Here is a 12,569-nt window from a genome sequence, read left to right as displayed (position 1 = left end):
TTGGAGTATTGAAGCTTACAGCAAGTGTTCTTGTAGGTAGTGTGCAACCGCATCTTCTGCATTGCTGCCAATTACTTCATTATTTGGTAGAGCTTTCATCACTTTTTCGTGTGATGTACCCATAACTAGCCCTTTACCTGCCATCGACAGCATTTCTACGTCATTCATGCCATCACCAAATGCTACGCAGTTTTCTAACGTGAGGTCGAGTTTTTTCGCTACCGCTTCAAGAGCATGACCTTTAGACACGCCAGCGCTCATTACTTCCAAACACCAAGGCGTTGAAAATGCGATGTTCAGCTTATCACCAAACTGCTCACGTAGTTTGTTTTCAAATACGACCAAACGTTCGTGGTCTTCTCCTGGATGAGTAAAGAAAACTTTCGCAATACCGTCAGTTGGGGCGTGGTCTTCATCAAATAAGACGTAAGTGAATTCATCGTGGAAGTCACGTAACGTTTCATCATCCTTGTTCATCAACCAGCTATCATTTTGATACATGTGAATAAGTATTTCTTGATCATGTTTGATCGTGTCGATCACGCCTTGTACCAGTTCCGCAGGGACATTCTCGCTGTACATTAGCTGATCTTCCTGGTCATGCACTCGGGCACCATTCGACGTGATCATATAAGCTGGAATGCCAACTTGGCGACGGATGCTCGCAACGTCTACGTGGTGACGGCCGGTTGCAAAGACAAAGGTATAACCCTTTTCATGCAGCGCTTTTAGCGTCTCTTTTGAGTAAGCACTGAGCTGATGGTTAGGTGCGAGTAACGTGCCATCCAGATCAGAGGCAACGATTTTGGTGATCTCTTTGCAAGGTAGCGATGTGCTCATGAAGTCCTCGTAAACGGTTTGGATAGTGTGGAACAGGTGAATTGCAAACGGAGTACAGCAGACTGACTAGATCGTACTGCTCCGAATGCGGGGGAACTTGGGCCCGTAGCACTATGCGGTTAAACACTGTGTCAAAGTAGCCAAGTTCAAGCAGTGTACGCCAAAATGAGGATGAAAAAGAGGGTAAATCGATGTGTAGACATTTCCTCTTTAATCTTAGTCGTGAAATGGTCGCCTAGAGTTCTTATTGTGCTTGTTCGTTTGATGGCGATTTAGGGTCATTCATAAAGCGGAAAATCGCATCGAGCGCTTGATTACGATACTTGTCGGTCTCGAACAAGATTTCATGCTGTGCGCCTTCGATAGAAAGCAGCTCCGCGTGCGGGTTGGTTTTCCGCAATTTATCAATAAAACGCTTTTGCGCGAGGTTGCTAACAATCCGATCGTTTCCGGCTTGGATTAGGATTACTGGTATTTTGACTTGGCGAGTTAATAAAAAGCACTGCTTAGCGGCCATGAGCCCTTGCCAAACCCAGCGAGTGCTTGGCCCACCGACTTGCAGTTCCGGTTTTTCCGTATATAGGTTTCGGAACCATTGGTAGCGGCCGTAACTTTGGCTAAGTGGGTTATCTTCAAAGGGCTTAGGGAAGTAGGCCTGATGTCCTGGTGCATAGCGTGGCAAAGTCGATACCGCTGACATAATTTGTGTGACCGGAATCGCTATTGGTGAGAGGTACCATGGCAGGTTAATGCCAAACATGGGCGCACTTAGAATCAAACCAGTAAAAGGGTGTTCTGGGTGAGTTTGCAGGTAACGTGTGGCGATCGCGCCGCCCATAGAGTGCGCGATGATGAAGCATTGTTGATATTCGCTAAGGTCGTGTTTTTTTACGACGATGTCCATATCATCAATATAATCAGTAAAGTCATAGACGTGACCCATATCTGAGTCAGATAATAAACGATCTGATAAACCTTGTCCGCGGTGGTCAAAGGAATAGACATCGAAACCTTGGCGGTAGAGATCGTAAAACAGCTCTTGGTATTTCCAGGAAGACTCAATGCGTCCATTTACGATGAGCACGGCTTTTTTATGCTCTGGGTTGGTTAGCTTGCACCAGTAAATGTTCTTTTTCTCAGTCCCTTTAACAAAGCCCTCTTGGCGAGTTTGCCAAAGTGCTGCGATCGGACCACCAATTGCTTGCTCAAATAATGTCTCTTGAGTATAAGTCAAAGGTGAATGGTTAGTCGCCATTAGTTGATTACCTGAAGATACGTTGTTTACGCGATGTATCATCGAAGAATTAGTGAGGAAATGCAATGGATACCCATGTCTGGTTAGCTTATGTAGTAACAGCAATCGTTTTTAGTTTGGCTCCGGGCTCTGGCACGGTGAACTCAATCAGTAATGGTTTGAGTTACGGTACCCGTAAATCACTGGGTGCCATTATTGGCTTACAAATTGGTTTAGTTATCCACATCGCGCTGGTGGGGGCGGGTATTGGTGCGCTTGTCGCGCAGTCAGCAACCGCATTTTCTGTCATTAAATGGGTTGGTGCCGCTTATCTGGTTTGGTTGGGGATTCAGAAATGGCGCGATACATCAAGCTTAGTCGCAGCTGAAAACCACAACGAGATGTCAGGCACGGCGCTGTTGTACAAGGCAGTGTTAATTAACCTCACCAACCCTAAATCGATTGTTTTTCTGGTGGCGTTGTTCCCGCAGTTTATTGACCCGGCAAAAGACCAAATCACGCAACTGTTGGTGCTTGGCGTCACTACGGTCGTGATTGATGCGTGTGTAATGTTGGGTTACACGAGCTTGGCAGCACAAATGGGACGCTTTATTCGCTCCGATAAAATCATGGGAAAAATAAACAAAGTATTCGGTTCAATGTTCATGGGTTGTGGTGCATTATTAGCAGCTGCAAAGTCATAAGCCATTTATAGGTCCTTCTTTAGCATGAATACAACGTATGTCGCTCGCCAGCCGATCTTTAACCGAAAAAGACAGACGCTGGGTTATGAATTGTTGTTTCGAGACGGGGAGAGTAACGCATACCCTTCACATATTGATTCAAATCGAGCGACATACCGACTGATCGTCGAAAACTTCCTATCACTGGGTACTAACCCAGTGATTGCCTCTTCAAGATGCTTTATTAACTTTCCTCATCAAAGCTTGGTGCGACGTTTGCCGCGCAGTTTGCCGAAAAACAAAATTGTCATCGAAGTGTTGGAAACGTGCCAACCTACGGATGAGCTTCTTGATGCGATTCGTGAGTTTTATCGAGAAGGTTACTTGATCGCTTTGGATGACTTCACCCTAACACCAGAATGGCGTCGTTTTTTGCCATATGTGCATATTGTGAAGCTCGACATTATGGCGATGGGGCTCGAAAAGGCCTGTGAACTGGTCAAAACACACCTTGCCAAACGCGTCAAATACCACTTTTTAGCAGAACGTGTTGAAACCGCAGAAGAGTTTGAGCAAGCGAAAGCGGCTGGCTTTAAATTTTTCCAAGGTTATTTTTTTAGCAAGCCACTCGTCTCGCAGACTAAATACGTCAGTCCTGAGCAAGTGTTGGCATTGCAACTGTTTCGTGAAGTTTGTGCTCCTGAGCCTGACTTTACTCGTATCGAGTCCATCATTACGCAAGATGTCGCGTTGTCATATAAATTATTGCGTTTTGTAAATACGCAAGCGCCGAATTTGGCTGTCGAAATCAGCTCTTTTCGTCAGGCATTGATTTATCTTGGCCAGGATAACCTTAAGCAGTTTGTCTCTTTGGTTGTGGCATCGTATATCTCCAGTAACAAGCCTCGAGAGCTGTATCACCTTTCATTGCAACGAGCTCAATTTTGCCAATTGATGTCGCGCTATCAGCCATTCTCTCACCTCAACGAGCAAGGTTTCATGGTTGGTTTGCTGTCGATTCTAGATGCGCTGCTGGATCTTTCGGTGGAATCTTTAGTTAGGCAGTTACCGCTTAGTCATTCAGTACAACAAGCGCTATTACATCGCAAAGGGGTTTATGGTGCACTTATTTCCCTCGAAGAGTGCTACGAGCGTGCCGATTGGTCAGGGGTTGAAAAAATCACGATGCAATTGGGGTTGCCTTTAGAGGAAGTGAAGCTCTCCTTAGGTGAAGCGGCTCGCTGGAGTCAAAGCATCGCGACTGCATAATTTCTTGTCTTATCTTTTATCTCTTTGAATCTCTCTCTTTACAATCAAGCTGTTCGTTAGATGTGAAACTTTTATGACGATGGACGGTTTCCTCTTGACGATATATCTTAATTAAATAAACATATACGCATATCCATATATAGGTATGTTCATTATGCTTCCACATCAGTTTTTTAAGCTGTTATCCGATGAAACACGCGTACGTTGTTTAATGCTCGTGGCCCGTGAAGGTGAAACTTGCGTTGGCGATTTGGCGTTTGCTCTACAAGAGAGTCAGCCGAAAGTTTCTCGTCATCTTGCTCAGTTACGATCCAGTGGCATCTTGGTGGATAAACGCCAAGGGCAATGGGTGTATTACGAGTTATCACAGCAATTACCAGGTTGGATGCGAAAGTTAATTGAAGACTTAGTGGCATCAAACTGTTTGAAGCAGGAATACCAAGACGACATCACACGCTTACACGATAAAAGTCGTGAGGCTTGCTGTTAACAGCGAATAGAGATTCAAGGTAGAAGATTAGAGGGTAAAACTATGACAATTAAAGTAGGAATTAATGGCTTTGGCCGAATTGGTCGCTTAGCGCTGCGAGCGGCATTTGATTGGCCAGAATTGGAGTTTGTGTTAATCAACGATGTCGCAGGTGACGCCGCTACGCTTGGTCACTTATTAGAATTCGATTCAGTGCAAGGTCGTTGGCATCATGGAGTTCAGGTCGAAGGCAGTGAGCTCGTCATCAACGGCAAGCGTGTCGCCACGACTCAACAACGCGATATCGATGCGGTGAACTGGTCTGATTGTGATGTTGTGATTGAAGCGACAGGCGTACATCGCAAAACATCATTCCTGAATAAATACCTAGAGCAAGGCGTGAAACGTGTCGTGGTAAGCGCACCTGTGAAAGAAGAAGGTATCGCGAACATTGTGGTGGGCGTGAACGACCATATTTTCGACCCTGAAAAACATCGTATCGTGACAGCGGCTTCGTGTACGACTAACTGTATCGCACCTGTGGTTAAAGTCATTCATGAGAAATTGGGTATCGAACAATCTTCTTTTACGACCATTCACGACCTGACGAATACGCAAACTATTTTGGATGCGCCACACAAAGATCTACGCCGTGCAAGAGCATGCGGCATGAGCCTTATCCCAACCACTACGGGTAGCGCGAAGGCGATTGTCGAAATTTTCCCAGAATTAAAAGACAAAATTAATGGTCATGCGGTTCGCGTACCTCTAGCAAACGCATCGTTAACAGACATCATTTTTGATGTGAAGCGTGATACCACGGCAGAAGAAGTGAATGCACTGTTAAAAGAAGCATCTGAAGGTGATTTGAAAGGCATCCTTGGCTTCGAAGAGCGTCCTTTAGTTTCTATCGATTATAAAGGCGACCAACGTTCAACCATCGTTGATGCGCAATCAACCATGGTTGTGGGTTCTCGTATGGTTAAGATTTACGCTTGGTACGATAACGAAATGGGTTATGCAACGCGCACAGCAGAGCTGGTTCGTAACGTTGGTTTGGCTTAAAAGGGGGTCACAATGTCTCATCCTACATGGCAATTAGATTTGGACTCCGGTGCTTTAATCTTAACACCGTGCCCAGGAACGAAAGGTGTCGATTTGCATGCGTCGTTAGAACAGTTGAAAGAGCAGGGTGTTCAAGCGGTCGTTACTGCATTAGATGATAGTGAATTAGCTGCGAAGAATGTCTCTGCATTGGGTGAAGCCACTCAGCAACTGGGAATGAAATGGTTCCAGATCGAGATTGAAGACGACTGCGCACCAAATGAAGAGTTTGCGACGAAGTGGCAACAAGCCAGTCCGGAACTGCACGCGATTCTTGCTCAAGGTGGCAAAGTTGCGATGCATTGCATGGGTGGTTCGGGGCGCACAGGTTTGTTCGCTGCTCACCTACTCCTAGAAAAGGAATGGCAGTTAGAAGATATCGTGCGAGAAGTGCAGGCATTGCGCCCTGGTGCATTTACAAAACCTGTGCAAGTTGAGTACATCGAACGCGTGGCTCAAGACGCTTGATCAGCTTAAATAGCTTTTGGTTCATTATGATCCAAAAGCTAAATTCGAGCTTCTTCAGGATACGACTGTTTACAAAAAAAGCCATTAATATTAACTAATGCATTGTTTTTAAGTTGTATTTTGCTTTTTATTGATGTTGGGGCATTTTTTGAAAATCACAGCAACATTGTATTGGTCAATGTTGCTGTACAGGTTAGGAAGTATTTAGAACATGATGATCTAAATGCTTCTATCGCTGTACATATGAGGTCAATATGATTTCTCAATTAAGCAAAAGTATTCGTCAGTACATGTTAGTGACGTTTAACTATTGGAACTTTACGGTGACCGATGGCGCACTGCGTATGCTGGTGGTGCTCTATTTTCATGACTTAGGTTATTCCACGTTAGCTATTGCCTCACTGTTTCTTTTCTATGAATTTTTTGGTGTGGTGACAAACCTGGTTGGTGGTTGGTTGGGCGCAAGGTTAGGCCTAAATAAAACCATGAACATTGGTTTAGCGATGCAAGTGTTTGCGTTGCTGATGCTCGCAGTACCAAATGCATGGCTGACCATTCCTTGGGTGATGGCAGCGCAAGCTCTGTCGGGGATTGCCAAAGATCTGAACAAAATGAGTGCTAAGAGCGCGATTAAAACGCTAGTACCAGACGAACAGCAAGGTGCGCTCTACAAATGGGTAGCGATTTTGACTGGCTCGAAGAATGCACTCAAAGGAGCGGGCTTTTTTGTTGGTGGCTTGCTGCTGTCTTGGGTGGGTTTTCAAAACTCGATGTTTATTATGGCGGGTGTACTTACATTAGTGTTTGTTTGCAGCATGATCTGGCTAGAAGCGGACATGGGTAAAGCAAAGAGCAAACCTAAGTTTCGCCAAATATTCTCCAAGTCTGAATCGATAAACATTTTATCCGCAGCACGCATGTTCTTGTTTGGGGCGCGTGATGTGTGGTTTGTCGTTGCTTTGCCTATTTATCTTGGTAGCGTGTTTGGCTGGGATCACTTGTGGGTTGGTAGCTTTCTCGCTACGTGGGTCATTGCTTATGGGTTTGTGCAAGGCTTTGCGCCGCGTATTACTGGAAAAGCGCAAGGTCGCGTGCCTGATGGTAGTGCAGCATTAGTATGGGCAGGAATTCTTGCGTTAATTACGGCTGGTATTGCTTATGGTGTGCAAATCGGTTGGCAGCCTGAATTGGTGATTGTGGTAGGTTTGATGATTTTTGGCGCTGTGTTTGCCATTAACTCTTCGCTGCACTCGTACTTGATAGTGAGCTACGCTAAAGGCGATGGCGTCTCGTTGGATGTCGGTTTTTACTACATGGCCAATGCGATGGGACGTTTGATTGGCACGGTATTATCGGGTTGGATCTACCAAGAGGCTGGTCTTGCAGCGTGCTTATGGGTTTCTTTTGCTTTCTTGGCACTGACGACGCTGATTTCAATTAAGTTGCCAAAAGCTAATGTTGCTACTGCGTAACTACCCCCAGTATCGCTATCTGTAGATGGTATAAATGGCTCCAAATCGGAGCCATTTTTGTTTCTTATGCGCCGTTTGCTGTAATCAGATTGTTTCGGTTTGGCATCGAGAGTGAATACTGATGCTTGGTTTTTGGTTCTCGTTAAGTGATTAGAGTGGTGATGAAATCCCCGTTGTAGGTCATTGTTGAGTTAAAAATAAGCAAAAACAGATTGTTAACTATTTCACTGGTTGAGATTTACCCTATGCTATAAACGATAAGCGACTCAAAGTAGGGAAAGGTATGAGAGAAAGGGTTCTGTTTTTTGATTTATTGCGCTGCTTCGCAGCGGTAGCAGTGATCGCCATTCACGTCTTGGCACCGTATCGAAATGAGTTAGGAGTGATTCCATTTGACCAATGGCTGACAGCGGTAGGCGTGAATAGCGTAACCCGCTGGGCAGTGCCAGTTTTTATTTTGATCACCGGAGCGCTAATGCTCAGTGACACTCGACCATTTGACGGTAAGTATTATATCAAAAGGCGTTTGGGCAAAGTTTTAGTTCCATTTCTTATTTGGTCGATGTTTTATGCATACCTTTCAGGCTGGACTTCTCAAGGCTTTGATTTTGAAACCGTAAAAGAGGTATTAAGCAATAGCCCATTCCACGCAACGTATTACCATCTCGGCTTTTTCTATTACTTTATACCACTGTATTTTGTGATTCCGCTGTTTCAATGGATGGTACGCAACGTGGATGACAACGTCTTGTATACCTATCTCGCATTTTGGCTTTTCACCAGCACTCTGTTCTTGTTCAAGATTGATGGCCCTTGGAGTAATCAGATGTGGCTTTATATGGGTTACCTTCCACTGGGGTATGCTTTATTTCAAAAGGTACCTTTGAATCGCTCTATGGTGACCTTATTTGTTGGGCTAGGACTCGTGGCGTTGGCAGTGACCTTTACGATGGTTGTGACAAATAGCTTAGAGGCGGAGAAGTATACGGTTGGGCGCTGGCTCTCTTATAAAACACTGAATGTGATTCTAGCGGCTTCGATGATTTTTATGATCGGGCGTTACTTTGGTGAAGGCTTATCACCAAAAGTACAAAAAGCGGTCAGTGTGATCAGTCAGCACAGCTTGGGGATTTACTTACTTCACCCTATTTTCTTATGGCCGATGAAAGAGTTCGGTTGGTACACAGGACATCCTGCTTGGGTGATTCCAGTCTGGATCGTTCTAAGTGGATCTGGAGCCTTGGCGATGAGCTATCTCTTTTCTCGTTCTGCCAAGACTCGTTGGTTACTGCCTTAACGTTTGATAGCGAAGTGAAGGAACTTGTTGCCGCGATAGGTCAGTGTTCCCTTATCTCCAGGGTTGAGTGCATGGTAGTAATGCACTCCAATTTGGAATTCACGCTTTGGACCGATAGAACCACGTTGAACGTAAATCCAATACTCTTGATCGTCTTGACCTGGTGGTGCGTTTGGTATGTCTATCGCTTGTTTATCTAAAACCGTTACCTGCGCGCTTTGCTCTGGAGCGTCTTCGCCCACATAGTGCTTACTATAAAAACGGAAAAACACCCACGCGCCCAAGGCAATAAGGGCGAATAGGGCGAAAATAAGTGAGATTGGCATATTAACCTCCAATGTTTTATCGGGTCCCATTCTACAGAACTCGCTGACGAAACGATGAGTTGAGGTAACTTATTCATAATCTAAGGAAAGGGACATGAATTTTATTCGGCGCACTTCACGGTTTATCTCAATGGGGACGCGATGAAATTGTTGCTTCATCTGTAAGCTACGTCACTAAAGCTGAACTAAGCAGCTTTCACTTGTCTGGCTATATGAGCTCAAGGGCACAAATTGAAAGTAAAATTGCACTTAACGGCTCGAAAAAGCTCTAAATTTATAGAAGAATAAAAATAATGAACATAGGAAGGGTCTGGTAAGGAGGGTTACGATGTCAGATATTGAAAAAGTAGTCATGCGTACCCGAACGATCGAAAAACTTTTGCGTACTCAGTACCATGCAGAAGGGAAAGGGTTGCACCAACTTATTAATAGTTGTGAAGAACGTTTACCGCATGACGTAATAGCAAAGCTTCGATTCATCGCAACCGTGCGTAACAAAGTGGTGCACGAAGACGATTACAAGCTGGATGATCGTAAAGGCTTTATGGCGGCATGTGATGCTTGTGAAAAAGAGCTGACACCAAGAAGCTCTCGCTTTATTTGGCGTACAGCAATTTTGCTAATGACGTTGATTACGCTGGCCGCTCTTGGTTTCTACTATATGCACTGGGATATTTTGTCTAAGCATATTCAGTAGAGCTATACAGATAAATAAAAAAGGACGCATTTACGTCCTTTTTTATTTTAAATCATTGGGTTAGTACATCATTGGCAGTGTCATTAAACCCACAACCACTGCAATCATAACCAGCCCTTGTTTTTGAGAAGATGAAATCATAACACTACCCCTTAATCTTTGATGAACTCGATGAATTTAATATAGCACTGTTTTTGGGGTTTGATCAACATATGCTCGTTAATCTTTTCAAAAACCACACTTAACTTGTCTGGTTTTACGTGATTCTGACTAATGAAACTATGTTTTTTGTGCTGTATTTAAAGTGTTCACATTGTTTTATTTCTATCCTTTTTTGTTTTAAGTATATGATTTTATAATGTTAAATGGTTTGTGGTGTTGGCTTTGTAATTGTTTTTTGTTTCGAATGGTATGTTGGGTGTTTATTTTGTCTGTATTTCTCAAAAATTGAGAAAATTAAAAAATGTGCTATGAGGTTGCATCGTCAAATCGAAAGCATGGAGTGAGATTTTCTTACCTTATGAGAAAATATGGGCTTCAAAAGTGTTTAGTGATTTTATGGTTTATGAAGTCCGCACTTTTATCTGTTATTGAAATTATGGTTTTATTTATCATTGACTTACTTTTATTGTCTGATGTTTTTTTTACTGAATTAAGGTCGGTTTTCTTAGTTTTTACCCCTAGTCATCAGTGGTTTCTCCTCTCTTAGAGCGCTACTAAGACTATTTTCTATTTTGTGTCTGTTATTTATTCTTGTTGCCTGCATTACATACATCCTGGTGGTTTAATCGTCAGTTTGTGAAATGGCGGCTTACCTGGAGCACTTATCTGTTTTTCAGTTAAATAGTTTTAGAAAGCGTTGGTTATTGTGTCGTGTGATTTGATGGGTTCGGCTGATGAGCAAAGCTTGGCCCCAATGTTTAGTGGCATCATTCAGGCTCATCGGCTTTATTATTACGTAGGCTGAGGGTTACAAAATGTTTCGAATCGCTAGCGAGATCCAACTTTCGTAGATTGTGTCTTTACATCAAAACTGGTCTACCTAGACTAGCGGCGAGTTTAAGTAAAAGGTGTATACTGCATGTGGAGTTGGCTGGCGATAGGGCTATCAGGTGTGTATTCCGTGTTGGGAGCAAAGCAAGCTAACCCGACACAATCCCTCGTGTTTAAAATCTTTACTCTGCTACTTCTTCTTGTGTTGGTGTTAACTCAAGGTGCATCCGCAACATATACCTACTGGATTGCGGGTGGGCTTATTGTGTCTATGGTGGCAGATACGCTGCACTCGTTTAAAACTCGTAAGCTAATCTATTTTACGGCTTATCTGGTTGCCCAGGTATGCTACAGCAAGTCATTTTGGGTGCAGCTTAATGGTGAGATTGTCTGGTGGCTGTTGGCCCTGTTGCTTGCAGCGAGTATCGTGGCGTTCTTTTTGTTGCTACCTCAACTCGACTCTCTAGTATTCCCTGTTGTGATCATGGGGATGATGCTGGTTCAACTTGCTTGGGCAGCCGGTGAAGTTTGGTTACAAGTGCCGAGTTACGCCAATGCTATCGGCTTTAGCGGAACCTTAGTTCTCATCTATTCGGCGCTGGCATACGCGATACACGGTTATCGAAAACCGATGAAACACGCCTATTTGTGGGTGAGTGGCAGTTACTTTTTTGCTCATGCCCTCATTGTTGCCTCAATCATTTACTAATTTAAGTCAAAGCAGCTCTTGAGGATTTCAGTAAACTGAACGCATTGTTCTTAATAACTGGAGTCAATAATGAGTGAAATCCATGCTCACGAGCTGCTAAACCTACTTAGAGAAACACCAATGGATCGCGAAGCCCTCACACAGCACTTTGGTGCTAGCGTTCGCTTTCACACCTGTAAACTGAATGATCTAGACTTAGATGCATTACTAGCATTTTTGCTCAAGCGCGACAAAATTCGTGAGCTTGAAGGTAAGTTTGTGGTCAATATGGCGCGAGTTTGCAATCACTAAACGGCGGCTAAGATCGAGGGTGACTATGGTGTTTTCGCCCTCAGTCATATACTCATGTTGTCAGTTTGCTATACACTGGCCGCCATTTTTGAGGTGAGGCCAGAATATGGACATTCTTTCTGCAGCGACCATGCTGTTTCTAATCATGGACCCTCTCGGTAACTTGCCGATTGTGTTGTCTATTCTCAAACATATCGATCCCAAGCGTCGTCGTAAGGTATTGATTCGTGAACTACTGTTTGCCTTACTGATTTTGATGTTGTTTCTGTTTGCAGGACAAAGCATCTTAAGTTTTTTGCATGTCCAGCCAGAAACGCTCAGCATTTCAGGTGGCATTATTCTCTTCATTATTGCGATTAAGATGATTTTCCCGAGTGCTGGCAGCATCACTGGACTGGCAGCAGGCGAGGAGCCCTTTATTGTTCCGATGGCCATTCCTATGATCGCGGGCCCTTCAGTGATTGCAGCCTTGCTTTTACTGTCTTCGCAACATCCAGAGAAAATGTTGGAAATGTCAGCATCAGTCGTAATTGCGTGGGGCGCAACATTTTTAATACTGATGTTTTATGGCTTCTTTAATCGCTTGTTGGGTGAACGTGGCTTGAAGGCGGTAGAACGCTTAATGGGCTTGTTACTGGTGATGATCTCCACTCAAATGTTCTTGGATGGTGTAAAAAGTTACATTGGGTGACGAACGAAACGCAGAAAAAAAGCCGC

14 protein-coding genes are annotated in these 12,569 nt (G+C 44.0%); 11 read left to right on the top strand and 3 right to left on the bottom strand.

Annotated elements, in window-relative coordinates:
* Nucleotides 1-15: 15 nt before the first annotated feature.
* The gene (locus tag R8O11_RS19600; RefSeq protein ID WP_017636084.1) at nucleotides 16-840 is read right to left on the bottom strand and encodes a Cof-type HAD-IIB family hydrolase; all 825 of its coding nucleotides are present in this window, start codon (nucleotides 838-840) and stop codon (nucleotides 16-18) included.
* 244 nt (nucleotides 841-1,084) lie between these two features.
* On the bottom strand, nucleotides 1,085-2,095 hold the full coding sequence (locus tag R8O11_RS19595; protein ID WP_005378733.1) for an alpha/beta fold hydrolase: 1,011 nt from the start codon (nucleotides 2,093-2,095) through the stop codon (nucleotides 1,085-1,087).
* 65 nt (nucleotides 2,096-2,160) lie between these two features.
* Between R8O11_RS19595 and rhtB the strand changes: the two genes are divergently transcribed.
* The 7 genes from rhtB to R8O11_RS19560 all read left to right on the top strand — a co-directional run bounded on the left by rhtB (nucleotide 2,161) and on the right by R8O11_RS19560 (nucleotide 8,836).
* Nucleotides 2,161-2,778 carry a homoserine/homoserine lactone efflux protein gene (rhtB, locus tag R8O11_RS19590; protein WP_005378732.1) on the top strand — a complete coding sequence of 206 codons (618 nt, stop codon included), beginning with the start codon at nucleotides 2,161-2,163 and terminating at the stop codon, nucleotides 2,776-2,778.
* Between the two features lie 24 nt (nucleotides 2,779-2,802).
* On the top strand, nucleotides 2,803-4,026 hold the full coding sequence (locus R8O11_RS19585; RefSeq protein ID WP_005378731.1) for an EAL and HDOD domain-containing protein: 1,224 nt from the start codon (nucleotides 2,803-2,805) through the stop codon (nucleotides 4,024-4,026).
* 154 nt (nucleotides 4,027-4,180) lie between these two features.
* Nucleotides 4,181-4,516, top strand: coding sequence for a metalloregulator ArsR/SmtB family transcription factor (locus R8O11_RS19580; RefSeq protein ID WP_005378730.1), 336 nt, complete (start codon nucleotides 4,181-4,183; stop codon nucleotides 4,514-4,516).
* Between the two features lie 42 nt (nucleotides 4,517-4,558).
* Nucleotides 4,559-5,560 (top strand): ArsJ-associated glyceraldehyde-3-phosphate dehydrogenase, encoded by a 1,002-nt coding sequence (locus tag R8O11_RS19575; RefSeq protein ID WP_005383630.1) that lies wholly within the window; start codon nucleotides 4,559-4,561, stop codon nucleotides 5,558-5,560.
* Between the two features lie 12 nt (nucleotides 5,561-5,572).
* On the top strand, nucleotides 5,573-6,067 hold the full coding sequence (locus R8O11_RS19570; RefSeq protein ID WP_005383629.1) for a cyclin-dependent kinase inhibitor 3 family protein: 495 nt from the start codon (nucleotides 5,573-5,575) through the stop codon (nucleotides 6,065-6,067).
* Nucleotides 6,068-6,321: 254 nt separating this feature from the next.
* Nucleotides 6,322-7,539 (top strand): organoarsenical effux MFS transporter ArsJ, encoded by a 1,218-nt coding sequence (arsJ, locus tag R8O11_RS19565; protein WP_137282442.1) that lies wholly within the window; start codon nucleotides 6,322-6,324, stop codon nucleotides 7,537-7,539.
* A gap of 283 nt (nucleotides 7,540-7,822) precedes the next feature.
* Entirely contained in the window at nucleotides 7,823-8,836 is a 1,014-nt protein-coding gene (locus tag R8O11_RS19560) for an acyltransferase (protein WP_258669000.1), read from the top strand.
* Here the strand turns inward: R8O11_RS19560 and R8O11_RS19555 are convergent.
* Nucleotides 8,833-9,162 (bottom strand): DUF2500 domain-containing protein, encoded by a 330-nt coding sequence (locus R8O11_RS19555; RefSeq protein ID WP_005378719.1) that lies wholly within the window; start codon nucleotides 9,160-9,162, stop codon nucleotides 8,833-8,835. The genes R8O11_RS19560 and R8O11_RS19555 overlap by 4 nt on opposite strands.
* Before the next feature lie 328 nt (nucleotides 9,163-9,490).
* Here R8O11_RS19555 and R8O11_RS19550 point away from each other — a divergent pair, with 328 nt between their 5' ends.
* The 4 genes from R8O11_RS19550 to R8O11_RS19535 all read left to right on the top strand — a co-directional run bounded on the left by R8O11_RS19550 (nucleotide 9,491) and on the right by R8O11_RS19535 (nucleotide 12,543).
* A complete protein-coding gene (locus R8O11_RS19550) occupies nucleotides 9,491-9,859 on the top strand; it encodes a hypothetical protein (protein WP_005378717.1) in 369 nt (122 codons plus the stop codon).
* A gap of 1,081 nt (nucleotides 9,860-10,940) precedes the next feature.
* Nucleotides 10,941-11,561: a lysoplasmalogenase gene (locus R8O11_RS19545; protein ID WP_005389670.1), complete on the top strand. Its 621-nt coding sequence runs from the start codon at nucleotides 10,941-10,943 to the stop codon at nucleotides 11,559-11,561.
* Between the two features lie 69 nt (nucleotides 11,562-11,630).
* Nucleotides 11,631-11,852 carry a YecH family metal-binding protein gene (locus R8O11_RS19540; RefSeq protein ID WP_005378711.1) on the top strand — a complete coding sequence of 74 codons (222 nt, stop codon included), beginning with the start codon at nucleotides 11,631-11,633 and terminating at the stop codon, nucleotides 11,850-11,852.
* A 106-nt stretch (nucleotides 11,853-11,958) separates the two neighbouring features.
* The gene (locus R8O11_RS19535; protein ID WP_258497446.1) at nucleotides 11,959-12,543 is read left to right on the top strand and encodes a YhgN family NAAT transporter; all 585 of its coding nucleotides are present in this window, start codon (nucleotides 11,959-11,961) and stop codon (nucleotides 12,541-12,543) included.
* Nucleotides 12,544-12,569 lie beyond the last annotated feature (26 nt).

The sequence above is a fragment of the Vibrio sp. 1288 genome, from assembly GCF_033344475.1.
The sequence above is the reverse complement of the archived record's forward strand: the minus strand, read 5'-3'. Positions and strand labels throughout refer to the sequence as shown.